Source organism: Microbacterium sp. RG1 (assembly GCF_005347485.1).
Classification (GTDB): Bacteria; Actinomycetota; Actinomycetes; order Actinomycetales; family Microbacteriaceae; genus Microbacterium; species Microbacterium binotii_A.
The window spans coordinates 2,102,329-2,128,586 of record NZ_CP034121.1 but is presented as its reverse complement, the minus strand read 5'-3'; the positions used below and the strand labels follow the sequence as shown (position 1 = coordinate 2,128,586).

At 70.9% G+C, this 26,258-nt stretch carries 26 protein-coding genes; 10 read left to right on the top strand and 16 right to left on the bottom strand.

Annotation, left to right across the window (positions count from 1 at the left end; translation table 11 throughout):
- Positions 1 to 40: 40 nt before the first annotated feature.
- Complete coding sequence (locus EHF32_RS10335; RefSeq protein ID WP_137418098.1) at positions 41 to 652, top strand: DUF4916 domain-containing protein; 612 nt, start codon at positions 41 to 43, stop codon at positions 650 to 652.
- 1 nt (position 653) lies between these two features.
- On the top strand, positions 654 to 1,514 hold the full coding sequence (locus EHF32_RS10330) for an AlbA family DNA-binding domain-containing protein (protein ID WP_137418097.1): 861 nt from the start codon (positions 654 to 656) through the stop codon (positions 1,512 to 1,514).
- A 7-nt stretch (positions 1,515 to 1,521) separates the two neighbouring features.
- Here the strand turns inward: EHF32_RS10330 and EHF32_RS10325 are convergent, their stop codons facing one another.
- The 12 genes from EHF32_RS10325 to EHF32_RS10275 form a co-directional block, all read right to left on the bottom strand.
- Positions 1,522 to 2,649: a threonine aldolase family protein gene (locus EHF32_RS10325; protein ID WP_137419204.1), complete on the bottom strand. Its 1,128-nt coding sequence runs from the start codon at positions 2,647 to 2,649 to the stop codon at positions 1,522 to 1,524.
- Between the two features lie 157 nt (positions 2,650 to 2,806).
- The gene (locus tag EHF32_RS10320; RefSeq protein WP_137418096.1) at positions 2,807 to 4,255 is read right to left on the bottom strand and encodes a DUF6421 family protein; all 1,449 of its coding nucleotides are present in this window, start codon (positions 4,253 to 4,255) and stop codon (positions 2,807 to 2,809) included.
- 84 nt (positions 4,256 to 4,339) lie between these two features.
- A complete protein-coding gene (locus tag EHF32_RS10315) occupies positions 4,340 to 5,833 on the bottom strand; it encodes a CoA-acylating methylmalonate-semialdehyde dehydrogenase (RefSeq protein ID WP_137418095.1) in 1,494 nt (497 codons plus the stop codon).
- Between the two features lie 34 nt (positions 5,834 to 5,867).
- The gene (locus EHF32_RS15765; RefSeq protein WP_161594090.1) at positions 5,868 to 6,035 is read right to left on the bottom strand and encodes a hypothetical protein; all 168 of its coding nucleotides are present in this window, start codon (positions 6,033 to 6,035) and stop codon (positions 5,868 to 5,870) included.
- A 9-nt stretch (positions 6,036 to 6,044) separates the two neighbouring features.
- Positions 6,045 to 7,361, bottom strand: coding sequence for an aspartate aminotransferase family protein (locus EHF32_RS10310; protein ID WP_137418094.1), 1,317 nt, complete (start codon positions 7,359 to 7,361; stop codon positions 6,045 to 6,047).
- A gap of 76 nt (positions 7,362 to 7,437) precedes the next feature.
- The gene (locus EHF32_RS10305) at positions 7,438 to 8,592 is read right to left on the bottom strand and encodes an ABC transporter substrate-binding protein (protein WP_137418093.1); all 1,155 of its coding nucleotides are present in this window, start codon (positions 8,590 to 8,592) and stop codon (positions 7,438 to 7,440) included.
- A 62-nt stretch (positions 8,593 to 8,654) separates the two neighbouring features.
- A complete protein-coding gene (locus tag EHF32_RS10300) occupies positions 8,655 to 9,419 on the bottom strand; it encodes an ABC transporter permease (RefSeq protein ID WP_137418092.1) in 765 nt (254 codons plus the stop codon).
- Entirely contained in the window at positions 9,416 to 10,249 is an 834-nt protein-coding gene (locus EHF32_RS10295; protein ID WP_137418091.1) for an ABC transporter ATP-binding protein, read from the bottom strand. The genes EHF32_RS10300 and EHF32_RS10295 overlap by 4 nt, the downstream gene beginning before the upstream one ends.
- On the bottom strand, positions 10,246 to 11,121 hold the full coding sequence (locus EHF32_RS10290; protein WP_137418090.1) for an ABC transporter permease: 876 nt from the start codon (positions 11,119 to 11,121) through the stop codon (positions 10,246 to 10,248). The genes EHF32_RS10295 and EHF32_RS10290 overlap by 4 nt, the downstream gene beginning before the upstream one ends.
- Complete coding sequence (locus tag EHF32_RS10285; protein ID WP_137418089.1) at positions 11,118 to 12,134, bottom strand: TIGR03842 family LLM class F420-dependent oxidoreductase; 1,017 nt, start codon at positions 12,132 to 12,134, stop codon at positions 11,118 to 11,120. The genes EHF32_RS10290 and EHF32_RS10285 overlap by 4 nt, the downstream gene beginning before the upstream one ends.
- 56 nt (positions 12,135 to 12,190) lie before the next feature.
- Positions 12,191 to 13,627, bottom strand: a complete 1,437-nt coding sequence (gene hydA / locus EHF32_RS10280) for a dihydropyrimidinase (protein WP_137418088.1) — start codon at positions 13,625 to 13,627, stop codon at positions 12,191 to 12,193.
- Between the two features lie 14 nt (positions 13,628 to 13,641).
- The gene (locus EHF32_RS10275) at positions 13,642 to 14,490 is read right to left on the bottom strand and encodes a nitrilase-related carbon-nitrogen hydrolase (protein ID WP_137418087.1); all 849 of its coding nucleotides are present in this window, start codon (positions 14,488 to 14,490) and stop codon (positions 13,642 to 13,644) included.
- Positions 14,491 to 14,636: 146 nt separating this feature from the next.
- Here EHF32_RS10275 and EHF32_RS10270 point away from each other — a divergent pair, with 146 nt between their 5' ends.
- The 5 genes from EHF32_RS10270 (at position 14,637) to EHF32_RS10250 (ending at position 20,349) form a co-directional block, all read left to right on the top strand.
- Positions 14,637 to 15,998 (top strand): aminotransferase-like domain-containing protein, encoded by a 1,362-nt coding sequence (locus tag EHF32_RS10270; protein WP_238343681.1) that lies wholly within the window; start codon positions 14,637 to 14,639, stop codon positions 15,996 to 15,998.
- 59 nt (positions 15,999 to 16,057) lie between these two features.
- Entirely contained in the window at positions 16,058 to 17,224 is a 1,167-nt protein-coding gene (locus EHF32_RS10265; RefSeq protein WP_137418085.1) for a sensor histidine kinase, read from the top strand.
- Positions 17,221 to 17,865, top strand: coding sequence for a response regulator (locus EHF32_RS10260; protein WP_137418084.1), 645 nt, complete (start codon positions 17,221 to 17,223; stop codon positions 17,863 to 17,865). The genes EHF32_RS10265 and EHF32_RS10260 overlap by 4 nt, the downstream gene beginning before the upstream one ends.
- A gap of 265 nt (positions 17,866 to 18,130) precedes the next feature.
- Positions 18,131 to 18,898 (top strand): ABC transporter ATP-binding protein, encoded by a 768-nt coding sequence (locus tag EHF32_RS10255; protein WP_137418083.1) that lies wholly within the window; start codon positions 18,131 to 18,133, stop codon positions 18,896 to 18,898.
- Positions 18,895 to 20,349 carry an FtsX-like permease family protein gene (locus tag EHF32_RS10250; protein WP_443189848.1) on the top strand — a complete coding sequence of 485 codons (1,455 nt, stop codon included), beginning with the start codon at positions 18,895 to 18,897 and terminating at the stop codon, positions 20,347 to 20,349. The genes EHF32_RS10255 and EHF32_RS10250 overlap by 4 nt, the downstream gene beginning before the upstream one ends.
- 37 nt (positions 20,350 to 20,386) lie before the next feature.
- On the opposite strand, the gene EHF32_RS10245 is transcribed toward EHF32_RS10250, so the two are convergent.
- A complete protein-coding gene (locus EHF32_RS10245; RefSeq protein ID WP_137418082.1) occupies positions 20,387 to 20,884 on the bottom strand; it encodes a hypothetical protein in 498 nt (165 codons plus the stop codon).
- Positions 20,885 to 20,959: 75 nt separating this feature from the next.
- Here EHF32_RS10245 and EHF32_RS10240 point away from each other — a divergent pair, with 75 nt between their 5' ends.
- Entirely contained in the window at positions 20,960 to 21,568 is a 609-nt protein-coding gene (locus EHF32_RS10240) for a 2-phosphosulfolactate phosphatase (protein ID WP_137418081.1), read from the top strand.
- Between the two features lie 4 nt (positions 21,569 to 21,572).
- On the opposite strand, the gene EHF32_RS10235 is transcribed toward EHF32_RS10240, so the two are convergent.
- The 3 genes from EHF32_RS10235 to EHF32_RS10225 form a co-directional block, all read right to left on the bottom strand.
- The gene (locus EHF32_RS10235) at positions 21,573 to 22,061 is read right to left on the bottom strand and encodes a SprT-like domain-containing protein (RefSeq protein WP_137418080.1); all 489 of its coding nucleotides are present in this window, start codon (positions 22,059 to 22,061) and stop codon (positions 21,573 to 21,575) included.
- Between the two features lie 37 nt (positions 22,062 to 22,098).
- Positions 22,099 to 22,626, bottom strand: coding sequence for a hypothetical protein (locus EHF32_RS10230; protein WP_137418079.1), 528 nt, complete (start codon positions 22,624 to 22,626; stop codon positions 22,099 to 22,101).
- Between the two features lie 218 nt (positions 22,627 to 22,844).
- Entirely contained in the window at positions 22,845 to 23,711 is an 867-nt protein-coding gene (locus EHF32_RS10225; RefSeq protein ID WP_137418078.1) for a spermidine synthase, read from the bottom strand.
- A gap of 33 nt (positions 23,712 to 23,744) precedes the next feature.
- Here EHF32_RS10225 and pxpA point away from each other — a divergent pair, with 33 nt between their 5' ends.
- Both pxpA and EHF32_RS10215 read left to right on the top strand, forming a co-directional pair.
- On the top strand, positions 23,745 to 24,500 hold the full coding sequence (pxpA, locus tag EHF32_RS10220; protein ID WP_137418077.1) for a 5-oxoprolinase subunit PxpA: 756 nt from the start codon (positions 23,745 to 23,747) through the stop codon (positions 24,498 to 24,500).
- Positions 24,497 to 26,029, top strand: a complete 1,533-nt coding sequence (locus tag EHF32_RS10215) for a 5-oxoprolinase/urea amidolyase family protein (protein WP_137418076.1) — start codon at positions 24,497 to 24,499, stop codon at positions 26,027 to 26,029. Before pxpA ends, EHF32_RS10215 begins: the two co-directional genes overlap by 4 nt.
- Positions 26,030 to 26,258 lie beyond the last annotated feature (229 nt).

Genomic DNA, 26,258 nt, shown 5'->3' with positions numbered 1-26,258 from the left:
ATCCGCCATGTGAGGCCGGCGTGTGGGGTATACAGGAGGCATGCCGGTCCGCACGCCCGATCCTGATCCCCACGAGCCCGGCGACGACTCGTCGCGCGATCCCCTGGGTCTCGGGGGGCTGCCGGGAAGTGCCGGCAATCCGGCGTGGCTGAGCGACGTCGAGCTCGCCGAAGCGCGACGCCGACTGCCGATGCTCTACGTCGAGGCGATCCCGGTGCGCACCGACGGCATGGGCGTGGTGACGCAGGTGGGCATCCTCTTGCGGGCGACGCCGCTGGGCGAGATGACGCGCACGATCGTGTCGGGACGAGTGCGTTACGGCGAGACCGTGCGCGACGCGCTCTTCCGACACCTCGAGAACGATCTGGGCCCGATGGCCTTTCCGATGCTGCCGCCCAGCCCGACGCCGTTCACGGTCGCGGAGTACTTCCCCCTCCCCGGTGTGAGCGCGTTCCACGACGATCGTCAGCACGCGGTCTCGCTCGCCTTCGTGGTGCCGGTCACGGGCACGTGCGAGCCGCGCCAGGACGCCCTCGAGGTGACCTGGATGGAGCCGGCGGAGGCCGCATCCGACGCGCTCGCGGCCGAGATGGAGGGCGGCCGGGGAACCCTCATCCGCCTGGGCCTGGCCAGCGTCGGCGCTCTGCGCTGACATGCCGCTCGCCGCATCCTCGTTCCCTGCGAGTCCCTCGCTCGTCGACTTCGCCGTCGCGCTGCCGGTCGTCCTGCTCGTCGCCTACGGCATCGCGATGCTGCTGCGTCGGCTGTTCGGTGAACGGCTGTCGCTCGGCACGGCGACGATGACCCTCATCGGCGTGCTCGGGGTGAGCGCCGGTGCCCTGATCTCCGGGTTGTTCATCCCGGGGCAGCGCCTGTGGATGCCGAGCACCCTGCTGCTGGCGACGGGCGCGAGTCTCGGGCTGTCCTTCCTGGTCGCGGGGGCGGTGGCGGCGGTGCGCGGGACGAGCACGATGCCGGATGCGGCGGCGGTGCTCGCCGCGGGCGAGTCAGAGCGCCGGGAGTTCAAGGAGACCGCCCGCTGGAACGTGCGCGAGTCGCGCAAGGATCCGCGCATGGAGCTCGCCGTCGCGAAGACCGTGGCGGCGTTCCTCAACTCGCGCGGCGGTCTCCTCGTGATCGGCGCGAACGATGCGGGCGAGGCGGTGGGTCTCGAGCGCGACCTGCAGACGTTGCGCACGCCCGACCACGACCGCTTCGAGCTGTGGCTGCGCGACATGCTCTCCACCTCGCTCGGCCGCAACGCCGCAGCGCTTCCCCGCATCCGTTTCGGGACAGCGGGCGACGGTGTCGTCGTGTGTCTCGTGCAGTGCCGGCCGTCGGGCAAGCCCGTGTTCGTCACGCAGCCCAAGGATGGCGGCTCGACCCGTGAACTGTGGGTGCGGGTCGGCAATTCGTCGCGCGCGCTCGGGGTCGACGAGGCCGTCGACTACGTGGCCCGCCACTGGCGCCCGTCGGTGGCGTCGTTCGTGCTGGGGCGCCCCTCCGGCGCCTGAGCACGCGTCAGCGGGTGGTCTCGCGGACGATCGCGGCGACGAACGCGTCGATGTCGTCCTCGGTCGTGTCGAACGAGCACATCCAGCGCACCTCGCGGCGGCTTTCATCCTCCCCACCGCCACTCGGATCATCGCTCTCGCGCTGATCCGAGCCTCCGTCGGCGGGGCCCCAGTCGTAGAACCGGAAGCTCTCGCGCAGGCGATCCGCCACGCCCTCGGGCAGGATCGCGAACAGGCCGTTGGCCTGGGTGGGGTGCGTGAACGAGACGCCGCGGATCGAGCCGTCGGCGAGCCCCGCATCCACGCCCTGGCGCAGGCGCTGGGCCATCGCATTCGCGTGCGAGGCGTTGCGCAGCCAGAGATCGCCCTCGTAGAGCGCCACGAGCTGCGCCGAGACGAAGCGCATCTTCGAGGCCAGCTGCATGTTGAGTTTGCGCAGATACGTGAGACCGGTGGATGCGGCGGGGTCGAGCACGACGATCGCCTCCGCGCCCAGCGCGCCGTTCTTCGTGCCGCCCAGGCTCACGACGTCGACGCCCGCGTCGGTCGTGAAGGCGGCGAGCGGCACGCGGAGGGCGGCCGCCGCGTTGGAGATGCGGGCCCCGTCGAGGTGCAGCCGCATCCCGCGCTCGTGCGCGTGATCGGCGAGGGCGCGGATCTCATCCGGGGTGTAAAGCGTGCCGAGCTCGCTGGTCTGCGTGATCGAGACCACGAGCGGCTGCGCGCGATGCTCGTCGCCCCAGCCCCAGGCCTCGCGGTCGACGAGCTCGGGGGTGAGTTTGCCGTCGGGCGAGGGGACGGTCAGAAGCTTCATGCCTCCCACGCGCTCCGGCGCACCGCCCTCGTCGACGTTGATGTGCGCGGTGGATGCGGCGATCACCGCACCCCAGCGAGGCAGCATCGACTGCAGGCCGGTGACGTTCGCGCCGGTGCCGTTGAAGACGGGGAACGCCTCCGCACGCTCGCCGAAGTGCGCGCCGACGACCTCCTGCAGGCGGGCTGTGTAGACGTCCTCGCCGTAGGCGATCTGGTGCCCCTCGTTGGCGGCGGCGATCGCGGCCAGCACCTCGGGGTGCACGCCGGAGTAGTTGTCGGAGGCGAAGCCGCGCACGGCGGTGTCATGCAGAGTCGTCACAATCGTCCAATCTACGTCGGCCGCCCCTGCATCCGTACGCCGGGTCGGGCGGCCCTCGTGCAGGAGATCACCGTTGTGCAGGACGATCCCCGCGGAATCGTCCTGCACAACGGATTTCTCCTGATGAGCGGATGCGGCGGCGAGCCGCTACGGCGGGTCAGTCGGCGGCGCGGATGCCGGCGGTGGAGGCGATGACGTCGCGCATCTTCTTCTCCAGCGCCTCGTAGAACATCGACAGGGGGAACTCGTCGGTCAGCACCTGATCGGTGAAGCCGGCGGGCGGGCCAGACAGCACCTCGTCCGGGAGGCCCCGCGCCCACACCGAGGCCGGATGCGGGGTCACGACCGAGCTCACGAGCTCGTAGGCCGCCAGCCAGTGCGCCGTCTTCGGGCGGTCGATCGAACGCCAGTACAGCTCGTCGATCGCATCCGCCAGCGCCACGACCGCATCCGGAACCTGATCCCAGTCGATGCGCAGCCGGGTGTCCGTCCAGTGCAGCACGCCGCGGCGGTGCAGCCAGGCGAACAGCAGCTGGCCGCCGAGCCCGTCGTAGTTGCGCACCCGGGTGCCCGTGATCGCGAAGCGGAAGATGCGATCGAAGAGCACCGCGTACAGCACGAGTCCGGCGTGCTCCCGCATCCGCTCGTCGACCTCGCTCAGCTGCTCACCGGCGGCGACCCGCTCGTCGAGGCGTCGGCGGATCAGCACGCACTCGCGGAACGCGGTCAGATCGCACCGGAGCTCCTCCAGCGAGTAGAGGAAGTACGGCATGCGCTGCTTGATCATGAACGGGTCGAACGGCAGATCGCCACGCATGTGGGTGCGGTCGTGGATGAGATCCCACATCACGAAGGTCTGCTCGGTGAGTGCCTGGTCCGTGAGCATCCGCGCCGCGTCCTCGGGCAGCTCGAGCTTCGTGATCTCGGATGCGGCCGCGACCACTCTGCGGTAGCGCGCCGCCTCGCGGTCCTGGAAGATCGCCCCCCACGTGAACGCGGGCACCTCCCGCATCGACACGGTCTCGGGAAACAGCACGGCAGAGTTCGTGTCGTAGCCCGGCGTGAAGTCCACCAGTCGGAGTGAGACGAACAGGGCGTTCGTGTACTCCGTCTCGAGCTGCGCGATGAACTCGGGCCAGATCACCTCGACGAGCACGGCCTCGATGTAGCGGTTCGGCGAGCCGTTCTGCGTGTACATCGGGAACACGACGAGGTGGCGCATCCCGTCCACCCGGTGTTGCTGCGGCTGGAAGGCGACGAGCGCGTCGAAGAAGTCCGGCACGCCGAAGTCCTCCGCCGACCAGCGCAGGAAGTCGCCGACGAGGGCCTGGAGGTAGTCGGCGTCGTGCGGGAAGCGCGGAGCGAGCTCCTGCACGGCCGCGACGATCCGCTCGACCTCCACGCGCGCGGCCGTCCGGTCCTCCGCCTCAGGTACCGACCCGTCCTTGGCCTGCATGCCCTGCAGCGCGACGGCGGCGTCCTTCAGGTCGAGCCAGGCAGGATCGTCCTCCACGCCGACCGCGAGGCTCGCGGCGTCCTCGACGACCTCGGGCTCGCCGATGATCGCCTTGAGCTCACGGGAGGGGTGGGCGGCGTCGATGGACATGGGAACCTCCGATCGTCGAAATCGGCCGCGGATGCGGCGTGGTGATGGTGCGAACAGGCTACGCGGGCCGCGGGCGATGCGCGCTCAGGCGTTCTGCGGGAACCCCAGGTTGAGACCGCCGTGCGAGGGGTCCAGCCAGCGGCTCGTGATCGCCTTCTCCTGGGTGAAGAACGAGACGCCGTAGGGGCCGTAGGCCTTCGCATCGCCGAACAGGGATGCCTTCCATCCGCCGAACGAGTGGTAGGCGACCGGCACGGGGATGGGCACGTTGACGCCGATCATCCCCACCTGCACCTCGCGCTGGAAGCGGCGGGCGGCGCCGCCGTCGTTCGTGAAGATCGCGGTGCCGTTGCCGTAGGGCGAGGCGTTGATGATGTCGACCGCCTCCTCGTAGCCGCTCACACGCACGATCGAGAGGACGGGTCCGAAGATCTCGTCGCGGTAGACCGCGGAATCCAGCGGCACGCGGTCGATGAGCGAGGGGCCGAGCCAGAAGCCGTCCGCCTCGCCGTCGACGTCGATGCCCCGCCCGTCGACGACGACCGTGGCGCCGTCGGATGCGGCCTGATCCAGGTAGCCGGCGACCTTGTCGCGGTGTTCGCGGGTGATGAGCGGCCCCATGTCGCAGCCGCGGGTGCCGTCTCCGGTGCGCAGGGTCGACATCCGCTCGGTGATCTTGGCGACGAGCGCGTCGGCGACCGCATCCACCGCCAGGACCACGGAGACGGCCATGCAGCGCTCGCCGGCCGAGCCGAAGCCCGCGTTGACCGCGGCGTCCGCGGCGAGGTCGAGGTCGGCGTCGGGCAGCACGAGCATGTGGTTCTTCGCGCCGCCGAGCGCCTGGACGCGCTTTCCCGCGGCGGCGGCGGTCGCGTAGATGTACTGCGCGATGGGCGTGGAGCCGACGAACGAGATCGAGCGGATGTCGGGGTGCACGAGGAGGGCGTCGACCGCCTCCTTGTCGCCGTTGACGACGGTCAGCACGCCCTCGGGCAGCCCTGCCTCGGCGAACAGGCGCGCGAGCCAGATCGAGGCGGAGGGGTCCTTCTCGCTGGGTTTGAGGACCACGGCGTTGCCGGCCGCGAGCGCGATAGGAAGGAACCAGAGCGGCACCATGGCGGGGAAGTTGAAGGGGCTGATGACGCCGACGACGCCCACCGGCTGGCGCAACGTGTAGACGTCGACGTCGGTGGAGACGTTCTCGGAGTAGGTGCCCTTCAGCAGCTGTCCGACGCCGCAGGCGAAGTCGACGACCTCGAGGCCGCGGGCGATCTCGCCCAGGGCGTCGGAGAGCACCTTGCCGTGCTCGGCCGTGAGGATCTCCGCGAGCTCCTGCTTGCGGGCGTTCAGCAGCTCGCGGAACGCGAACAGCACGGAGGTGCGCTTGGCGATCGAGGCGTCGCGCCAGATCGGCCAGGCGGCCACGGCGGCGGCCACCGCCGCATCCACGTCCGCGGTGCTCGCCAGCCGCACCTGCTTCGTGACCGTGCCGTGCGCGGGGTTGTAGACCGGTGCCGTGCGCTCGGATGCTCCGTCCCAGTCGCGTCCCGATACCCAGTGTCCGAGGGTGTGAGTCATGTCGTTTCTCCTGTCACGTCGTCGTGGGTGGGGATCAGAGGGCCGCGAGGGCTGCGTCGTAGATGCCGATGGCCTCGTGCACATCCTCATCGGTCATCATGCCGCTGCGACCGCTGGTCGAGGTGAGGGGCTTTCCGGTGGGCGGTATCTTCTCGCCTGCACGTCGAGGAGCGACGCAGCGGTGTGTGGTCTCGTTCCCCAAGCATGGGGATCAGAGGGCCGCGAGGGCTGCGTCGTAGATGCCGATGGCCTCACTCACATCCTCGTCGGTCACGACGCACGGCGGAACGACGTGGATGCGGTTGTCCTGCACGAACGGGAGCAGCCCGCGCCCGATGAGGTCCTTCTTGAGCGCGCCCATCGCGGAGGCGGCGAGGGGCTCGCGTGTCGCGCGGTCGGCGACGAGCTCGAGCGCCCAGAACACGCCTTCGCCGCGCACCTCGCCGATGACGTCATGCTTCTCGGCGAGCGCGTGCAGGGCCGGACCCAGGACATCGCGTCCGATTCGTGCCGCGTTCTCGACGATCCCCTCCGCCTCCATCGCGTCGAGGGTCGCGACGATGGATGCCGCCGCCAGGGGGTGGCCGGAATAGGTGAGACCGCCCGGGAAGACGCGCTCGTCGAAGGCCGCCGCGATCGGATCGGAGATGATGACCCCGCCCACCGGCACGTACCCGGAGTTCACCCCCTTGGCGAAGGTGATGAGATCGGGCATCACGTCGTGGCCCTCGAAGGCGAACCAGCGGCCGGTGCGGCCGAACCCGGCCATCACCTCGTCGAGGATCAGCACGATGCCGTACCGGTTGCAGATCTCCCGCACGCCGGCGAGATAGCCAGGCGGCGGCACGAGCACGCCCGCGGTGCCCGGCACCGACTCCAGGAGGATCGCAGCGATCGTGGCCGCCCCCTCGGCCTGCACGACCCGTTCGAGATGGTGGAGGGCACGGGCGCATTCCTCCTCGGGCGTCGTCGCCCAGAACTCCGAACGGTAGAGGTAGGGGCCGAAGAAGTGCACGTGTCCGCGTGCGTACTCGTTCGGGATGCGGCGCCAGTCGCCCGTGGCCACGATGGCTGCCCCGGTGTTGCCGTGGTAGGAGCGGTAGCGGGAGAGCACCTTGTCGCGGCCAGTCACGAGCCGTGCCATGCGGATCGCGTTCTCGTTCGCGTCGGCACCGCCGTTGGTGAAGAACACCTTGTGGAATCCTTCGGGGGCGCGCGCGATGATGCGCTCGGCCGCCTCCCCCCGCGTCAGGTTCGCCGTGGACGGCGCGATGGTCGTGAGCAGCCCCGCCTGCCGGGCGATCGCCTCGACGACGGCCGGATGCTGGTGGCCGATGTTGACGTTCACGAGCTGGCTCGAGAAGTCGAGGTAGCGCGTGCCGGCGTGATCCCAGACGCGGGTGCCCTGCCCGCCGGCGATGACGAGCGGATCGAGCGCCGCCTGCGCCGACCAGGAATGGAACACATGGGCGCGGTCGAGCTCCCACGCGCGGCGGTCGAGATCGGTGGTGGTGTCAGTGGTGCTCATGGCCTGCATCCCTCGTTCGAGTGGTGGCCGGTCGCCCGGGCGCGGATCCCTCCGCCCCCGGGCGACCGGGGGTGTTCTACTCGCCGCCCTTCTTCAGCGTGACCGTCAGGGGCGTGAAGCCGGCACCGTCGACGTCGACTCCTTCGTCCTTCAACTCGGCCAGCGCCTTCTCGACGTAGTCGTTCGAGTACGCCGTCTCGGGCGGATCCGTCGTGATGATCGTAGAACCGGTGTCGTTCTTCGTGTTCAGAGCGATGTCGACCGTCTGCTGCCACGCATCGGAGTTGATCATTCCGACCCCGCTCGTGGAGGGCCAGATCAGCTTGTTCACCTCGTTGGTCATCCACAGCTGGTGGCTCGCCCCGAGCGTGGAGCCGGCCTCGGTCACGATCTGGGCGGCCTTCTCGGCGTTGTCGCGCGCGTACACCCATCCCTTGATGGACGCCTTGATGAACTTCACCGCCGTGTCGGCGTAGGCAGGGTCGTCGGCCAGGCGGCCGGCATCGGCCCAGATCGCGTCCTGGAGCATCGCCGTGCCGTACTCGTTCCAGTCGATGACGTTCAGATCTTCCGGCTGGTAGAGCTCACCGGTGGCGGGGTTGACCGATTCGAGAACCTGGGCGTACTCGTTGTACGTCATCGCCTGCGCCGCGTCGATGTCGCCGGCGAGGAAGCCGTTCATGTCGAAGGCCTGCTGCACCAGGCTGATGCCCGTGGAGGTGTCGATGCCCGCCTTCTGCATCCCCGCAAACAGTTCCCATTCGTTGCCGTAGCCCCAGCTGCCCACCGTGTGCCCGGCGAGGTCGGCGGGCTCGGTGATGCCCTTGTCCTTGAAGGAGATCTGCGTCGTGCCGCTGCGCTCGAAGATCTGCGCGATGTCCGTGACGTTGGTGCCCTGCTCGATCGAGCCGAGCACCTTCGGGACCCAGGAGATCGCGAAGTCCGCGTTGCCCGACGCGAGGACGTCGATCGGGACGGTGTCGGTGCCGGCTTCCTGGATGGTGACATCCAGGCCCTCGTCCTCGTAGTACCCCTCGGCGACCGCTGCGTAGTAGCCCGCGAACTGCGCCTGCGCCACCCACTGCAGCTGAAGGGTGACGGGCGTGAGGCCGTCGGCCGTGGTGGCGTCGTCCGTCGCGGCGTCGCCGCCCGACGAACAGCCGGTCAGCGCGAGCGCGGCGGTCACTGCCATCGCGCCGGCGCCGACGAGCATCCGGGTGCTGTGTCTCATGGTGCTTCCTCCTCTGGTGGTGCCTGTGGTTCGGGTGGGTTTCCAACCGCGGTCGCGGTGGGTCAGGACACTCGGCGTCGCGCCATCACGACGTACTCGAGCAGATAGGTGGCGCAGTAGAACACGAGGCCGGTGAGGATCGCGCCGAGCACGAACGCCCAGGCGAGCGGATAGTTGCTGGAGGAGACGGCCGAGGTGATGGCCTTACCGAGCCCCGAGACGGGGCCGCCGAAGTACTCGGCCACGAGAGCCGAGATGACCGCCAGCGAGGAGGCGATGCGCAGCCCCGTGAAGAAGAACGGCAGGGCCGCGGGCAGCGTCACCGCGCGTGTGGTCTGGGCGGCGGTCGCGGCGTACGCGCGCATCAGGTCGCGGTGGATGGGGCGCGCCTGGCGCAGCCCTCGCAGCACGTTGAAGTACACCGGCGTGAAGACGGCGATGGCGGCGATCAACTGGCGGCCGGTGTTCGCGCCGGCCCCGAACATCGCGTAGAAGACGGGAGCGAGGGCCACGATGGGAACCACCGCGAGTGCGGTGACGATCGGGGCGGTGAGCTGGTCGATCGGGCGCCAGGCGGCGGCGAGCATCGCGAACAGGGTTCCGATGACGGTCCCCGCGACGAGCCCGACCAGCGCGTTCGTCGCGGTGGCGAGACTCGCGGTCCAGATCACCTCGGTGCGCTGGCCGAACTGCGCTGCGATCGCGAGCGGTCCGGGGATGACGAAGGGACGGATCGCGAAGGCTGTCACGCATAGCTGCCACAACGCGAGCGCGACGACGCCGAGCGCGAGGGGCGCCGCGACCGTCTGCCACCGTGCGGCTCTCATCGCGTCTCCACCCCGCGGGCGCCGCTGCGCGGGGTGCCGTGCAGAGCCTCGCGCACGGCACTGACCCGCTCGAAGAACAGCGATTCCTCGCGCAGTTCATCGGTGCGCTCGCCGCGGAGACCCATCGCGAGGATCTCCGTGATCCGCCCCGGACGCGGCGACATCACCACGACGCGGTCCGAGAGGAACACGGCTTCGGGAATCGAGTGGGTGACGAAGACCACGGCGGCGCCCGTCTCGGCACAGATGCGGGCGAGCTCGGTCTGCATCGTCTCGCGGGTCATCTCGTCCAGCGCGCCGAAGGGCTCGTCCATCAGGAGGAGTCGTGGTTTCTCCGCCAGGGCTCGGGCGATCGCGACGCGCTGCTGCATGCCGCCGGAGAGCTGGTCGGGGAACTTGTCCGCGAAGTCGGCGAGCCCCACCAGCTCGAGCAGTTCTTGCGTCCGTGCCTGCCGCAACGCTCGGTTCGTCGCGTGGAGCTCCAACGGCAGCGCGATGTTCGCGCGGACCGTGCGCCACGGCAGCAGTCCCGCCTGCTGGAAGGCGATGCCGTAGTCCTGGTCCAGCCGGGCACGGCGTGCGGGTTTGCCGAAGACGTGCACCTCGCCGGATGAGGGCGTGTCGAGGTCGGCGATGAGGCGAAGAAGCGTGGACTTCCCGCATCCGCTCGGTCCGATGAGCGAGACGAACTCGCCCGCCGCGACCGTCAGGTCGATGTCGGTCAGCGCCTGCACGATCGCGCCGCGACCACTGCGGAAGGTCTTGGTCGCGGCAGCGACCCTCACAGCGGCCGGGGCCGCCGGCGCGGCGGGTGTGTCGATCGACGTCATCCGTTCACCTCTGATCTGCGATAGCGGCGCAGTGCGAGGCCGATGAGGGCCACGAAGCCCGCGGCCACGAGGCCCACGAGCACAGCGCCGAGGATGGGAGACCACTGTTTGGGAGGGTCGGAGCTCGCGGTCGCGGCGAACTCGACGATCGCTCGCCCGATGCCGCCCCGCATCCCGATGGACACCTCCGCGACCACTGTGCCGACGACGGCGTTCGCCGCCGCCAGCCGCAGCGCAGGCAGAAGATAGGAGACGCTCGCGGGCAGGCGCAGGCGCACGTAGGTGCGCCACCAGCCGAGGCCGTAGGCGCGCATGAGATCGAGGTGTGCCGCATCGGGGGAGGAGAGTCCGCGCAGGGCGCCGACCGCCACGGGGAAGAACGCGAGGTAGCTGGAGATCACCGCCACCGACATCCAGTTCTCCCAGCGGAACCCGCCGAACTCCAACTGGGTCCCCCAGTTGCGGACGACGGGCGCCAGAGCGATGAGGGGAACGGTCTGGCTGAGCACGACCCACGGCAGGATGGCGGACTCCGCGGTGCGGAAGCGTTGCATCAGGGTCGCGATCGCGAGGCCGAAGAACACGCCGACGAGCCACCCCACAGCCGTGATTCCGAGGGTCACCGCCGCGGCCTGCGCTGTCGTCAGCCAGAGGGGGACGGTCTGAGCGGCTCGGGTGGTGGGCTCGAACGCCCGGGCGACCATGTCCCAGATGTGGGGCATCGCGATGTCGGTGGTGCGCGGAAGGACCGTGACTCCTCCGATCACGACCCCCTCGGCGGGGCCCAGGAACTTGTAGAGCTCCCACAGGGCGACGACGGCCGCGACGCCCACCACGCCCCAGATCGCGGCGGCCGCGCGGCGCGTCCTCATCGCTTCGCCGTGATGTGCTCGGTCAGGGCGGGGATGACGCGCTCGCCGTACACGCGCATCGTCTCCTCCTTGTTGTCGTGCTGCAGGTAGCCCGCGAACTGGGTGACCCCGATCTCCCGCAGTGCCTCGAGCTTGGCGATGTGCTCCTCGGCGGTGCCGAGCAGGCAGAACCGGTCGACGATCTCGTCCGGCACGAAGTCGACGTGGTCGTTGGCCGCCCTGCCGTGGCTGTTGTAGTCGTAGCCGGTGCGTCCCGCGATGTAGTCGGTGAGCGCCTGCGGAACCTCGCCCGACGTGCCGTACTTGGCGACGATGTCGGCGACGTGGTTGCCGACCATGCCGCCGAACCACCGGCACTGGTCGCGCATGTGCTGCCGGTCCTCGCCGATGTACATGGGGGCTGCGACGCAGAACGCGATGCTGTCGGGGTCGCGACCGGCAGCGGCGGCGGCATCCTTGACGACCTTGATCATCCAGCTCGCGATGTCGAGGTCGGCCAGCTGCAGGATGAAGCCGTCGCCGACCTCCCCGGTCAGCTTCAGCGCGAGCGGACCGTAGGCGGCGACCCAGACGTCGAGCTCCGACCCGCGGCTCCAGGGGAACTGCAGCGTCGCGCCTTTGTACTCGACGGGACGAGAGTTCGCCAGCTCCCGGATGACGTGGATCGACTCGCGCAGCTCGGACATCGAGACCGGCTTGCCGTTCGTGACGCGCACGGCCGAGTCCCCGCGTCCGATCCCGCAGATCGTCCGGTTGCCGTACATCTCGTTGAGCGTCGCGAACACGGATGCGGTCACCGTCCAGTCGCGGGTGGCCGGGTTGGTCACGAAGGGGCCGACCGTGATGCGCTTGGTCGCGTTCAGGATGGCCGAGTGCACCACGTAGGGCTCCTCCCACAGCAGGTGCGAGTCGAACGTCCAGACATGGCTGAAACCGTGCGCCTCCGCCAGCTGCGACAGCTGGACGGTGCGGGATGCGGGCGGGTTGGTCTGCAGGACGACGCCGAAGTCCATGGGTCACACCTTCCGGTCGGTGAGCAGGGCCGGGGAGCCGGGACGGAGCGCGCGCATCAGATCAGGTACTGGCTCAGGCCGCGCTTGACGAACCGGCCGTCGCCGGCCCGCCCCAGGTACCGGCCAGCGTCGACGACGACCTTGCCGCGCGCGATGACGGTGTCGACGTGGCCGTCGACCTCGAAGCCCTCCCATGCGGAATGGTCCATGTTCATGTGGTGGGTCTTGTCGACGCCGATCGATGTGTGGCCCTTGGGGTCGTAGATCACGATGTCCGCATCCGCGCCGGGCGCGATGACGCCCTTCTGGCCGTACATCCCGAACATGCGCGCCGGGGTCGTGCTGGTCAGCTCCACCCAGCGTTCGAGAGTGATCTCGCCGGTCACGACGCCCTGGTACATGAGGTCCATGCGGTGTTCGACCGATCCGATGCCGTTGGGGATCGCGCGGAAGTCGCCGAGGCCGAGCTCCTTCTGCCCCTTCATGCAGAACGGGCAGTGGTCGGTGGACACCATCTGCAGGTCGTTCGTGCGCAGCGCCTGCCACATGTGGTCCTGGTGGCCCTCCGCCCGGGCCCGCAGCGGTGTGGAGCAGACCCACTTGGCACCCTCGAACGCCCCCCATTGTTCGCTCGAGGCCCCCAACTGCTCCTCCAGGGAGAGGTACAGGTACTGCGGACACGTCTCGCCGAAGACGTTCTGGCCCTTGTCCCGTGCGGTGGCGAGCTGCTCGACGGCCTGCTTCGCGCTCACGTGCACGACGTACAGCGGTGCGCCGGTGAGATTCGCGAGCATGATCGCGCGGTGCGTCGCCTCCTCCTCGGCCTGCCACGCGCGAGCGATCCCGTGGAAGTAGGGATCGGTCTTGCCGGCTTCCACCAGCTGCTCGGCGAGCACATCGATCACGGGGCCGTTCTCGGCGTGCATCATCGTGAGCAGGCCCGTGTCGGCGGCGACCTGCATGGCGCGAAGGATCTGCGCGTCGTCCGCGTAGAAGACGCCGGGATACGCCATGAACATCTTGAAGCTCGTGATGCCCTCGTCGATGAGTCCCGGCAGGGCCGCCAGAGCGTCCGCATCCACGCCGCCGACGATCTGATGGAACCCGTAGTCGATCGCGCAGTTGCCCGCCGCGAGCTCGTGCCAATGGGCGAGCCCGTCCTGGACGCGCTCGCCGGTGCGCTGCACCGCGAAGTCCACGATCGTGGTCGTGCCGCCCCAGGCCGCGGCGCGCGTGCCCGTCTCGAAGGTGTCGGACGCGCTCGTGCCGCCGAAGGGCAGCTGCATGTGGGTGTGGGCGTCGATGCCCCCGGGGATGACGTACTTGCCGGTCGCGTCGATGACGGTGTCGATGGATGCGGTCAGATCGCTGCCCAGGAGCTGGGAGCCGGGTGCGAGCACCGCGACGACCCGCTCGCCGTCGACGAGGACGTCGGCCGCCACGCGGCCTGTGGCGGAGACGACGGTGCCGCCCGTGATGAGTGTGGTGGTCATGATCGATCCGCCTCTCAGGGGGCCGTGATCTCGTCGTAGGTGTCGGGCCGGCGGTCGCGGAAGAACTGCCAGTCGTCGCGCATCTGCTGCACGAGGTCCATGTCGAGATCGCGGATGAGGATCTCCTCGTGCTCGCCCGAGCCGAGCTCGCCCACGTAGTTGCCCCGCGGATCGACGATCTGGCTCTTGCCGTAGAAGGTCACGGCTTCGTCGCCGTACTCGTTGTCCTCGCGGCCCACGCGGTTCGGCGCGAGCACGAAGTATCCGTTCGCGACGGCCGCGGCCGGCTGCTCGACCTCCCAGAGGCGATTCGACAGGCCGGGCTTGGTCGCGTTGGGGTTGAAGGCGAGGTGTGCGCCGTTCAGGCCGAGCTCGCGCCATGCCTCGGGGAAGTGGCGGTCGTAGCAGATGATGACGCCGACCTTGCCCACCGCCGTGTCGAAGACCGGGTAGCCGAGGTTTCCGGGACGGAAGTAGAACTTCTCCCAGAACTTCTCGACGTGCGGGATGTGGTTCTTGCGGTAGACGCCCGCGATCGAGCCGTCCGCATCCACCACGACGGCGGTGTTGTAGTAGACGCCGGTCTGCTGCTCCTCGTAGATCGGGAGCACCATCACCAGCGACAGCTCCTTCGCCAGGGCGGCGAACCGCTGCACGACGGGTCCGTCCACGGGCTCCGCGTAGCGGTAGTACTTCTTGTCCTGCGTGATCCCGAAATAGGGGCCGTAGAACAGCTCCTGGAAGCAGATCACCTGGGCGCCGGCGGCCGCCGCATCCCGAGCGAACTGTTCATGCTTGTCGAGCATGGACGCCTTGTCGCCCGTCCACGTCGTCTGCGTGATCGCTGCGCGCACCGTCGTCATCGTCGCCTCCCGGTTGTTTCTCGTGGAGGACCCTGGCAGCGACGGGGACCGGAGCGGTTCCGGCGGGTCATCCCCGTTCTGTTATCTTTCTGACTGAACATTTCTCTTCGGTTTCAGCCTGTGACGTGATGGTTAATGGTGCACCCGTGAGCGAATCGGTGAAAGACCCGGTCGGAGCACGGATCGCCGCGGCCGGCGAGCGCAGTCCCGAGGGGATCGCCCGCGAACTGGGACGTCTGGTGACCGACGGCGTGCTCGCCCCCGGCGACCGTCTGCCCACGGTGCGCGAGGTCGCGGCGGCCCTCTCGGTGAGCCCCGCGACGGTCAGCGCCGCCTGGCAGGCGCTCGCCCGCGCGGGCGTCATCGTCTCCAGGGGGAGGGCGGGGAGCTTCGTGCGCGCGCCTCGTCGGGCCTGGCTCACCCCCCGCGTGAAGGGCCTGTCGGGTACGGCGCCCGCAGGTTGGGATCTGGCGTCCGGCATGCCCGACCCCGCCCTCCTGCCACCCCTGCGCGCGGCGTTCGAGCGCGTCGATCTGCGGGCGGGGGCGGGGAGATACCACGACGTCCCGGTCCTTCCCGAGCTCGCGGACGTGCTGCGGGAGAGCTGGCCCTCGCGGGTGGAGACGCTCACGGTCGTCGACGGCGCGATGGACGGCATCGCGAGGGTGATGGAACAGACCGTGCGCTTCGGCGACCGGGTGGCGATCGAGTCTCCCGGCTACCCCTACTTCTTCGACCTGTTGGACGCCCTCGGTGCCGAGGCCGTGCCGGTCGAGGTCGACGACGAGGGGATGGTGCCCGCATCCCTCACCCGGGCCCTCGCGCGGCATCCGTCGGCGGTGCTGCTGCAGCCGCGGGCGCAGAACCCGACCGGCGCTTCGATGACCGCGATGCGGGCCCAGCAGCTCGCGGGTGCGATCCGCGCGGCGCGCGACGGCGACCGGGTGCTCGTCCTCGAGGACGACCACTCCGGCCTCATCGCGATGGCGCCCGCGGTGACGCTCGCGCGCTGGCTGCCCGATCAGGTCGTCCACGTGCGCAGCTTCTCGAAGTCCCACGGGCCCGACCTGCGCATCGCCGCCATGGGTGGCCCGGCTCGGGTGCTGGACCGCGTGATCGCGCGCCGGATGCTGGGCCCGGGGTGGACGTCGCGCCTGCTGCAGAGCGTGCTGCTGGACATGCTCACCCGGCCGGATCCCGTGGCGGCCGTGAAGCGCGCCCGCCTCGCCTACCGGGACCGGCAGGAGGCGATGGTGGGGGCGCTGCGGCGAGAGGGTGTCCCGCTCGTGCCGCCGGACGGGATCAACCTGTGGGTGCCCGTCCTCGATGAGCGCGCGGCCCTCGTCGAGCTCGCCGCCGCCGGGATCGTGGTCGCCGCGGGGGCGCCGTTCGTGGCGGGGGAGGCGCACGCCCCCCATGTGCGCGTGACGGTGGGGCTCATCTCGCCCGGTGACGCCCAGGGGGCGGCGGCCGCCCTCGCCGCGGCAGCACGCGCGAGCGGGCGCTGAGCGCGGGATACATCGCTGGACGGATGCGGGCGCCGCCGGCGTCCGCGTAGCGTGTCAGAGTGTTCCGCCAGCTCTCGCCCGTGCAGTGGCTCGTCGACGCCGTCCTCGCGTTCGGGTTCTTCGGCGTCACGGGCTTCCTGTTCTACACGCCGTCCTCGGGCGATCAGGTGTGGGGCGTGCTGGTGTCCCTCGGCATGGCGGTGGCGCTGGGGTTGCGCCGGTTCTCGCCGTTCCTGGCGTTGGCCGTCGCGTGGGTGAGCGCGCTCGCACAGATGGCGCTGGGGCTGCAGCCCATGCTCAGCAACGTCGCGATCTTCGTCATTCTCTACGCGACGGCCGCCTACGGGACGCGGCTGCTGTTCTGGATCGGCTTCTCCTCCGCGGTCGCGGGCTCCGCGGCCATCGCGATCTACCTCGTCTTCGTCAACTCCTACGTGGTCTCCTCGGGTCTGGACTGGCGCAATCTGCCGCTGGCCGTGTTCGTCATGCTGGCGGCGCTGTTCGCCCTCGGGCTCTCGTGGACGGCGGGTGCGCTGGTGCGCACCGCGGCGCGTGCCAGAGAGACCCGGCAGGCGAGGGATGCGGCGCGCGCGCAGGTGGCGATCGAATCCGAGCGGATGCGGATCGCCCGCGACATGCACGACATCGTCGCGCACTCCCTGGCGGTGGTGATCGCTCAGGCCGACGGCGCCCGGTACGCGGCCGCGGCCGACCCCGCCGCCGCCACGACCGCGCTCGGGACGATCTCGTCCACCGCACGTTCCGCGCTGACGGATGTGCGCCTGCTGCTCACGCAGCTGCGCCATCAGCAGGGGGCCGGGCCGCAGCCGACGCTGGCTGACCTCGACGCCCTGTTCGCCCAGGTCCATGCGGCGGGCGTGGATCTGCGGGTGCAGATCGCGCCGGTGCCGCCGCAGAATGTGCCGGCGGCCGTGCAGCTGGCCGTGTTCCGCATCCTGCAGGAGGCGCTCACCAACGCCCTGCGGCACGGCGACGGCCCCGTGGAGGTCTGGCTCGCGTGGCAGAGTGATCACGTGCGAGCAACCGTGCGCAATGCGCTGCGTGCTCCGGCCCGAGAGCAGCAGCGGGTGCTCGACGACCCCGGCGGGCACGGCGTCGTCGGCATGCGCGAGCGCGCGCAGCTGGTCGGCGGAACGCTGTTCGCCGGAGCCACCGAGGGCGGTTTCCTCGTCGACGCGCATCTGCCGATCGGGGCCGCGGCATGAGCGCCGCGGTGCGCGTCGTCCTCGTCGACGACCAGGCGCTCTTCCGCGCCGGCATCCGCATGCTGGTCGATTCTCAGCCCGATCTGAGTGTCGTGGGCGAGGCGGGCGACGGCGTCGAGGCCATCGAGGTGGTGCGCCGGGAGCGCCCCGACGTCGTGCTGATGGACATCCGGATGCCGCGCCTGGACGGCCTTGCGGCCACGGCGGAGCTGCTGCGCGACGCCGACGCACCGCGCATCGTGATGCTGACGACCTTCGATCTGGATGAGGCGGCGGCGCGCGCCATCCGAGAGGGGGCCAGCGGGTTCCTGCTGAAGGATGCGGACCCCGAGTTCCTCCTCGCCGCCATCCGCACGGTGCACGCGGGCTCCGCCGTCATCGCCGCGAGCGCCACGCGCGACCTGTTCGCACAGTTCTCGCCTCCGGCCGTCGCGGCGCCGCTGGCCTGGCAGGCGCTGACCGACCGTGAGCGGGAGATCTTCGCGCTCGCCGCCCGCGGGCTCTCCAACGCCGAGATCGCGGAGCGGGAGTTCCTGTCCGAGGCGACCGTGAAGACGCACATCAGCCGCATCCTCGCAAAGCTCGCCCTGCGCGACCGCGTGCAGCTCGTCGTCTTCGCCTTCGAGCACGGCCTCGCCTGACCCTCCGCTCCCGCCTACGGGGTGCCCCGGCTGGTACCCGAGTTGCGTCGCAGTTGCGCAGATGCGCCACTTTTGCGCACCTGCCACAGTGATCACCTGTCGCGGATGCGGAAAAGTGTGGCACTGTCGGCGCCGAACGCCCCTCGGGCCGCGCCTCCCCTCCGACCCGTACCCCGCCCGGTCCAGGCGAATCATCCGCCAGAAGGATGCGGATACGCCGGGCGGGCGACGCGGCCGATCCCGCCCGATCCATAGCGTCGGAGACATGCACATCTCCTCCAGCGAACTCGGCCTCGCCGCGCGCGTCTCGCGGCTCACGAAGACCTACGGCAGCGGCGCCGGCGCCGTCCGCGCCCTCGACGACGTCGCCGTCGGCATCCGTCGCGGCGAGTTCACCGCCATCATGGGAGCCTCCGGCTCCGGCAAGTCGACGCTGATGCACATCATGGCCGGCCTCGACGCCCCGACGAGCGGATCCGTGTGGATCGGCGACACCGACATCACCGGCCTCGGCGACCGCGAACTGACCGTCCTGCGGCGCCGCCGAGTCGGCTTCGTGTTCCAGTCCTTCAACCTCGTGCCGACGCTGGACGTCATCGGCAACATCACGCTCCCCTTCGACCTGGACGACCGTCGCCCGTCGGCCATGGAGCGTGCGCGGATCGACATGCTCGTCGAGACGCTCGGGCTGCGCTCGCGTCTGACGCATCGGCCCCACGAGCTCAGCGGTGGGCAGCAGCAGCGAGTGGCCATCGCCCGCGCCCTCGCCACGGCACCCGATCTGCTCTTCGCCGACGAGCCGACCGGCAACCTCGACTCCCGCACCGGGCGCGAGGTGTTGGCACTGCTGCGCGCCGCGAGCCGCGAGCACGGACAGTCGATCGCGATGGTCACCCATGACCCGATCGCCGCGAGCCACGCAGACCGCGTGATCTATCTTGGCGACGGCCGTGTCGTCGCCGATCACCGCGGGCAGAGCGCGGAGCAGATCGCCGCCTTCATGCTCGCCGCGGAGCAGGGAGCCGTCGCGTGAGCGCCGCGGCGCTGCCGGCAGCCGCGCGAGTCGCGGCACCCCTCGCGTGGCTGCGCGAGCGCGGGATGGGGGCGAGCATCCTCGTCTCGGCCATCTCCACGGCGTTCGGAGTCATCCTCATCTCCGCCACCGGTTACATCGCGGCGCTCCTGCGGGCGGACCCCTACATCGGCGACAGCGACACGCTCGCCTTCGTGCTCAGCTTCCTCACCGTCCTGCTGGTGGGGGTGGCGGTCTACGTGGCGGGCGTCGTCACGGCCAACACGTTCGCCACGGTCGTCGCCGGCCGGACGCGGCGGATCGCGCTGCTGCGCCTCATCGGCGCATCGGCGCGTTCGCAGCGCACCGAGCTCGCGCGGCAGGGACTGATCGTGGGGACGATCGGTGCGCTCGTCGGTCTCGTCGGCGCAACGCTGGTCGCGATCATCGGCGTCGGGGCCGCGGACTGGGCCCTGGGACTCGACGTGTCCTTCAGCCCGGTGGAGCCGATGCTCGTCGTCCCGGCGGTGATCGTCGCGCTCACCACGTGGGCCGCCGCATGGGCGGGGTCGCGGCGAGTGCTGACCGTCACGCCGCTCGAGGCGCTCGGCGGCTCCGTGGAAGCGCCCTACGCGCGCGCCGCACGACGCACCGGACGCAATGTCACCGCGCTCGCCCTCCTCGTTCTGGGGGTGCTCCTGCTCGGCGGTGGGATCGCCTACGGGCTGCTCAGCCCCACGGGCGTGATCATCGCCTTCTTCGGCGGCGTGCTGTCGTTCACGGGCCTCGCGCTGGGTGCGACGCTCGTGATGCCGCCCGTTCTGCGACTGGTCGGCTCGGTCTTCGGCCGCTCGGCCATGTCGCGGCTGGCCGCCCAGAACGCCCTGCGCTACCCCGAGCGGTCGAGCCGGATGGCGATCGGTGTCGTCATGGGCGTCACGCTCATCACGATGTTCGCCGTCGCGATCGCCTCGACCAAGGCCGTCATGACCGCCGCCGGCGGGGGATCGATGCCGGACGAGCTGTCGCGTGTGCTCGACACGTTCTCCGCCGTGATGATGGGACTCGTCGCGGTCTCGGCTGTCATCGCCGGTGTGGGTCTGGTCAATCTGCTCACGCTCGGCGTCGTGCAGCGGCGTCGCGAGCTCGGCCTGCTGCGCACCCTGGGAGTCTCGAACGCGCAGCTGCGCGCGATGGTGCTGCGTGAGGCCGCCCACATCACGATCGCGGCCACCGCGACCGGGCTGCTGCTGGGCATCGTCTACGGCTGGGCTGGCGCGCAGTCCCTCCTCGGCTCCGTGCCGATCGATCCCACGCGCCCGCCCGAGCCGACATTCGTGCTCCCGGCCGTCCCGCCGATCCCCGTGCTCGTGATCGTCGCGGCGACGACCGTGCTCACCCTCGTCGCGGCCGTCGTGCCGACCCGGCTCGCCACGCGTGTGGCCCCCATCGAGGCGCTCGCCGAGGCCTGAATCGTGAGCGGGTCCGTGCCGGTGGGTGCGGGCCCGCTCAGGCGGAGGCCGTGGCTTCCGGGTCGTGGGCCCACGTGGGCGCGAGCGCGCGGATGCGGGAGGCCCGCCACTGCCAGGTCGTCCACAGCACCGGCCAGAACAGCGGGGCGGTCCTGGCCTCGATCACGAGCCGCTCGCGCCAGAGCGTGCGGCCGTACCCCGCGGGGCTCACGGCCATCTGGTGGTCCCACACGTCCAGCGACGCGAGGGGGCCGGTCAGCGGCGCCCCGGAGTCGCGGAAGATCCGCACGGGGCCGCGGAGCTCGTCGACCGCGCGATCGCTGACCGAGATGAGCTGGGTCCCGAGGGGCAGGATGCCGCCGGCGAAGAGTCCCACGGCGACATCCTGACCGCTCTCCCAGCTGGTCGGGAGCGGACTGAGCGGCTGCATGTCGATCAGGGGACCGTAGAGCTCGGCGACGGCACGCGGGGAGTGCAGCGCGCGCCAGGCCGCATCCGGATCGCAGTCGATGACGAACTTCAGCAGGATGCGCATGGCCCCAGTCTGCCCCGCGCGTCTCACGACGTCACGCGGCTGGGCCGCGGCGCGGGCTCGTCCTAATCTGGACGGATGCCCGAGATCGCCGACCAGTCGCGCTACCAGATCCGCTTCGAGTGGGGGGTGTCGGGAGTGCGCCGGCTCGCCGCATCCGACGTGGTCGTGATCGTGGATGTGCTCTCCGCGTCGACCGAGGTCGTGGATGCGGTCGCCGCCGGCGGCGCGGTCCCGCTCGCCGAGACGGGACTCGCCGAACTCACGGGTACCGCCCACGACGCCGGTGCCGTCGTCCTGCTCGGGGCGCTGCGCAATGCGGCAGCGGTCGCCGCCGCGGTGCTGGCGGAGCAGCAGCGTCGTGGCGCGCGCACCTCCGTCGCCGTGATCGCCGCGGGAGATGCGGATGCGGCCGGTTGGCGCGTGGCCGTGGAGGACCAGTTCGGCGCGGGTGCCGTGATCGACGCGCTCGGTGCGCTCGGGCTCGATCACACCTCGCCCGAGGCGGCCGCGGCGTGCGAGTCGTTCCGCGGCCTGCAGAGCGCGGTGCGGCATCTGCTCACGGCGAGCGCGAGCGGACAGGCGCTGCTGGAGGCGGGGTCGCGCGAGGCGGTGCTGGCTGCGGCGACGCTCGATGCCGCATCCGCGGTTCCGGTTCTGCGCGACGGCGTCTTCGTCGCGGCGTGAGGGGTCAGCGCGGAGTGGACGCCGCCATCCGCGCGGCCCGCGTGATCTCGCGCCGGGTCCAGGTGAACGCGAAGCGCGGGTCGTAGCGCGGGGCGCAGCTCGCGCAGGAGGTCTGGCGGGTCGCCTTGCGGTGCCGGTAGACGACGTGCCCGTTGGGGCACACCCCCACCCACGGGGCGAGATCCGTGGCCGTCTCGCCGTGATGCGTCGCGCCGCCGACGTATCCCAGATCGCGTGCGATGCGCTTCCACTGGGGGCCGTGTCCGGCGGCCGAGCCCGCCAGCGCGTGCGCGACCTCGTGCAGCAGCGTCTGGTGGTTGGTGTCGTCGTCGTAGCGGGCGCTCAGATAGCGCGAGAGGCTGATGCGGCGCTTCGTGTAGTCGCAGAGACCGGCGCGACGTTTGGCGTTGTCGAAGCCGAAGCTCCAGCCGTCGTCGAGATGCAGGGCGATCAGGGCCTCCGCCCAGACGCGCACGCGCTGCAGATCCGACATGGGACGAGCGTAGATCGAGCCGCGGACAGCGGGCGTCTCAGCTGGCGACGCTCGCCGCGATGCGGCGGCGATCCACCGTGTCGATGGCGAGCAGCGTCGTCTCGAGCTGCTCCTCGGGCGCACCGGCCTGCTGGCGCAGGAAGAGGGTGCGCTTGAAGTCGGCGCGGGCCGCATCCAGGTCCTCGCCGTCCAGATGCACCTTGCCGCGGTGCTGATAGGCGAACGCGGCGATACCCGCCCACCCCTGACCCTCGGCCTCTTCGGCGCAGGTCGTGAGCTCGTGCGCCGCAGCGCCGAGCTGTCCGCGCTCCTGTTGAACGGTGGCGTGCAGGATGCGGGCGCGCAGCAGGTCCTTGCGGGTTCCGGCCATACGCGCGGTGCGCACGGTCTGCTCGGCCACGAGGAGCGCCTCGTCGAGCTGGTCGGTCACCTTCAGCAGCCAGACGCGTTCCATCAGCGCGGCCAGGCTGCGCTGCGAGCCGATCTCTTCGAGCCGCTCCAGGCATTCCCGCTCGTCGACGATCTCACGCAGCGTCTCCGGGTGGTGCCCCCTGATATAGCTCACGTTGCTCCCTTCGTGCCGGCGCCGCATCCAGTGTCGCCGACCTCCGCCGCCGGGCGCTTCAGGCACGCCGCACCGGCGTCCCTCCGCCGCCGTTCGCGCCCCGCCAGGACTCCCCGCGCCCCCTCTTCGCGAGACTGCATTTACATGACGAGATCACGGCGTTCACCCGTGATCTCGTGTCGAAGATGCAGTCTCGCGGTCAGAGAGAGCAGGCCGGCTCAGAGCTCGAAGAGGGATGCGGCGGGTTTGGGTGAAGGGGTGGCGGTCGCATCCGTCGCAGGAACCGCCCCGCGCACGAACTCCTCGAGCTCCGTACCGGTCGCGACCTTCGCCGGATGCGGCCCCGCCGCCATGAGGCGCGGCAGCCACGCCGTCGGCAGGGGGGCGGCGGATGCGGCGATCACGAGGTTGCCGAAGCGTCGTCCCTTGAGCGTCTGCACCTCCGCGAGCAGCGCGATCTCCGGCAGCACCTCCCGCACGGTCGCCACCTGTCGACGTGCGAAGGCGAGGCCCGCGCCGTCGGCGACGTTCACGAGCAGCACCCCGTCCGGGGCGAGGAGACGAGCGGCATCCCGATAGAACTCCACGGTGGTCAGGTGTGCGGGGGTCTGTGCTCCCGCGTACACGTCGGACACGAGGAGATCGACGTTGCCCACCAGCGACTCCGGCAGCCGCGCGAGTCCCGCCCTGGCGTCGCCGATGCGCACCCGGATCTGCGCCCCGCGCGGCAGGGGGAGGTTCGTGCGCACGAGGTCGACGAGGGCCTGTTCGAGCTCGATGACCTGCTGACGGGACCCCGGACGCGTGTGCGCGACGTAGCGGGGGATGGTGAGTGCGCCTCCGCCGAGGTGCACGGCGGTGAGCGGCTGACCGGGCAGGCGCAGCTGGTCGATCACGGCCGCCATGCGCCCGATGTACTCGAAGTGCAGGTGGGTCGGATCGTCGAGATCGACGTGCGACTGCGGCGTGCCGGCGACATCCAGCTCGAACCCGCTCGTGAACGACGAGGGGACGATGCGGGCGATCGAGCCGTCCGACAGTCGCGTCTCCGGATGCGAGACGTGCTCGTAACGCGCGCGGGCCATGACTCCACAGTACGGCGGCACTACCGTGTGCACATGCCCTCGATCGATCTGAACGCGGACCTCGGCGAGACCGTCGAGGGCGAGCCGACCGCCGACGATGCGGCGATGTTCGCGGTGATCTCCAGCGCCAGCATCGCGTGCGGCGGCCACGCGGGCGACCCCGACGCGATGCGCGCTGCGGTGGCGCTGGCCGCGGCGGGCGGCGTCGCCGTCGGGGCGCACCCCTCGTATCCCGACCACGACGGATTCGGGCGACGGGCGATGCGGATCGCGCCGACCCGGCTGCGACGCGAGCTCGCCGCGCAACTGGGCGCACTGCGCTCTGCCGGCGCCGACATCCGCTACGTGAAGCCGCACGGAGCGCTGTATCACGCGGCCGGAAGCGATCCGCAGACGGCGGCGGCGGTCGTCGCCGAGGTCGCGGCTCTCGCCGACGGACTCGGCCGGCTTGTTCCCGTGCTGGGTCTCGGCGATCACCTGCGCGAAGCGGCGGCGGATGCGGGCGTCCCGTTCTTCGGCGAGGCGTTCCTCGACCGCGGATACCTGTCGGACGGGTCGCTCGTGCCCAGGGGTGCGCCGGGGGCGCTGCTGCGCGATCCGGATCAGGTCGCGGCGCGCGCGGTGCGCCTGGCGACGGCGGGGGAGGTCGTCGCGGTCGACGGCTCCGTCGTACGCACCGAGGCCGTCTCGCTCTGCCTGCACGGCGATACGCCCGAGGCGGTGGAGATGGCCGCCGCCGTCCGCGCGGCCCTCACGGCCGCCGGGATCGAGGTCCGGGCGCCGTGGTGACCGGCGGGCGGCGCGTCCTGCCCTTCGGGGCGGGCGGCCTGCTGATCGAGCTCGAGGACCTGGACGCGGTGCTGGGCCTGCACGCAGGTCTTGCCGCATCCGTCCCGGCCGGCGTCGAGGAACTCGTTCCCGCGGCGCGCACGGTGCTCGTCCGCTTCGATCCCCGCCGTGTCCCGGCGCAGGCGGTGCGGACGTGGATCGCGGCGACGGATGCGGCCGCATCCCGCACCGACCGGGACGCGGCGGAGGTGACGCTTCCCACCGTCTACGACGGTCCGGACCTCGCCGAGACGGGGCGCTGGAGCGCGCTGTCGGCGGCGGAGCTCGTCGAGCGGCACGTGCGCACGCCCTGGCGGGTGGCGTTCACGGGGTTCGCTCCCGGATTCGCGTATCTCGTCGGGGAGGGGTGGGACCTCGACATCCCTCGCCTGGATGCCCCGCGCACGCGCGTTCCCGCCGGCGCCGTCGCGCTCGCCGCCGGATTCACGGGGACCTACCCACGGGCGACGCCGGGCGGATGGCGCATCATCGGCACGACGACCGCGCCGCTGTTCGACCCGGATGCGGCCGCCCCGGCGCTGTTGACCGCGGGGACGCGTGTGCGCTTCCGGCCCGAGCGCACGCGCGTGGAGCTCCCCGCCCCGCCGGCTCCGCGAGCGCCGACCGCTCCGGCGCTGCGCATCGACAGCCCCGGCCCGCTGGCGACGATCCAGGACCTCGGACGGCCCGGCGCCGGTGCGACGGGCATCGCCGTGTCCGGGGCCGCCGATCGGCGCGCGGCGGCCCTCGCCAATCGCCTCGTCGGCTCTGCGCAGACGGCAGCGGTCATCGAGATCCTGCTGGGGCCGTTCCGAGCGACGGCGCTGGTCGATCGATGGATCGCGGTGACGGGCGGCCTGGGCGCGGTGCGGGTCGACGGCAGGGCCGCCGACCCGCACCGCGCCGTGTTGTGGCCCGCGGGTTCCGTCCTCGAGATCGGCCCCCTCACCACAGGCCTTCGCGCCTACCTCGCGGTGCGCGGCGGGATCGATGCGCCCCGCAGCGCGGGCTCCCGAGCCACGGACACCCTTGCGGGCCTCGGGCCCGCCCCCCTCGCCGCGGGAGACGAGATCCCCACGGCAGCGGAGATCGCGGGCGAGGTGCCGCCGATCGACGCCGTCGCGTGGACGGCGCCCGCTCCCGGCGACGTCATCCTGGAGGTGGTGCCGGGACCGCGCGCCGACTGGTTCGCGGCCGACGCCGGGCGGACGCTCTTCGCCGGCCCGTGGCACGTGTCCTCTGCCGCCGACCGCATCGGGGTGCGCCTCGAGGGGCCCGGACTGACCCGCATCCGCGCGGGGGAGTTGGCGAGCGAGGCCATGCTTCCCGGCGCGCTTCAGGTCCCGCCGGACGGTCGGCCGGTCGTGCTCGGAGTGGACGGTCCGGTCACCGGCGGCTACCCGGTCATCGCCGTCGCCACGCCCGAGTCCTTGGACCGGCTCGCTCAGGCGAGGCCCGGTACCCGGGTGCGGATCAGGCCCGTCGGATGAGGGTCGCCGGGGACGACGCGCGGTTATACCGCAGGTCGTGAAACTCGTCAAGAATTCGACTGGACACGGCGCGTCATCTGACATATAGTTGGTCTTTGCGCTCCCTCCTCCCATGCCCTCATATGGTGGTCGGCCTGCGTGCGTGCCCCCGCAGATAGCGGCGTGCGGTGCGAACGCGTCGGGAAGATCGAGCACTCCATCTGACATCAGAATCACGAGCCCCCGCCCG

Bases quoted from the DNA above. Each gene is read 5' to 3' on its own strand.
- EHF32_RS10335 (WP_137418098.1), top strand. From the start codon at position 41: ATGCCGGTCCGCACGCCCGATCCTGATCCCCACGAGCCCGGCGACGAC.
- EHF32_RS10330 (WP_137418097.1), top strand. From the start codon at position 654: ATGCCGCTCGCCGCATCCTCGTTCCCTGCGAGTCCCTCGCTCGTCGAC.
- EHF32_RS10320 (WP_137418096.1), bottom strand. From the start codon at position 4,255: ATGTCCATCGACGCCGCCCACCCCTCCCGTGAGCTCAAGGCGATCATC.
- EHF32_RS10315 (WP_137418095.1), bottom strand. From the start codon at position 5,833: ATGACTCACACCCTCGGACACTGGGTATCGGGACGCGACTGGGACGGA.
- EHF32_RS10310 (WP_137418094.1), bottom strand. From the start codon at position 7,361: ATGAGCACCACTGACACCACCACCGATCTCGACCGCCGCGCGTGGGAG.
- EHF32_RS10305 (WP_137418093.1), bottom strand. From the start codon at position 8,592: ATGAGACACAGCACCCGGATGCTCGTCGGCGCCGGCGCGATGGCAGTG.
- EHF32_RS10300 (WP_137418092.1), bottom strand. From the start codon at position 9,419: ATGAGAGCCGCACGGTGGCAGACGGTCGCGGCGCCCCTCGCGCTCGGC.
- EHF32_RS10295 (WP_137418091.1), bottom strand. From the start codon at position 10,249: ATGACGTCGATCGACACACCCGCCGCGCCGGCGGCCCCGGCCGCTGTG.
- EHF32_RS10290 (WP_137418090.1), bottom strand. From the start codon at position 11,121: ATGAGGACGCGCCGCGCGGCCGCCGCGATCTGGGGCGTGGTGGGCGTC.
- EHF32_RS10285 (WP_137418089.1), bottom strand. From the start codon at position 12,134: ATGGACTTCGGCGTCGTCCTGCAGACCAACCCGCCCGCATCCCGCACC.
- hydA (WP_137418088.1), bottom strand. From the start codon at position 13,627: ATGACCACCACACTCATCACGGGCGGCACCGTCGTCTCCGCCACAGGC.
- EHF32_RS10275 (WP_137418087.1), bottom strand. From the start codon at position 14,490: ATGACGACGGTGCGCGCAGCGATCACGCAGACGACGTGGACGGGCGAC.
- EHF32_RS10260 (WP_137418084.1), top strand. From the start codon at position 17,221: ATGAGCGCCGCGGTGCGCGTCGTCCTCGTCGACGACCAGGCGCTCTTC.
- EHF32_RS10255 (WP_137418083.1), top strand. From the start codon at position 18,131: ATGCACATCTCCTCCAGCGAACTCGGCCTCGCCGCGCGCGTCTCGCGG.
- EHF32_RS10245 (WP_137418082.1), bottom strand. From the start codon at position 20,884: ATGCGCATCCTGCTGAAGTTCGTCATCGACTGCGATCCGGATGCGGCC.
- EHF32_RS10240 (WP_137418081.1), top strand. From the start codon at position 20,960: ATGCCCGAGATCGCCGACCAGTCGCGCTACCAGATCCGCTTCGAGTGG.
- EHF32_RS10235 (WP_137418080.1), bottom strand. From the start codon at position 22,061: ATGTCGGATCTGCAGCGCGTGCGCGTCTGGGCGGAGGCCCTGATCGCC.
- EHF32_RS10225 (WP_137418078.1), bottom strand. From the start codon at position 23,711: ATGGCCCGCGCGCGTTACGAGCACGTCTCGCATCCGGAGACGCGACTG.
- pxpA (WP_137418077.1), top strand. From the start codon at position 23,745: ATGCCCTCGATCGATCTGAACGCGGACCTCGGCGAGACCGTCGAGGGC.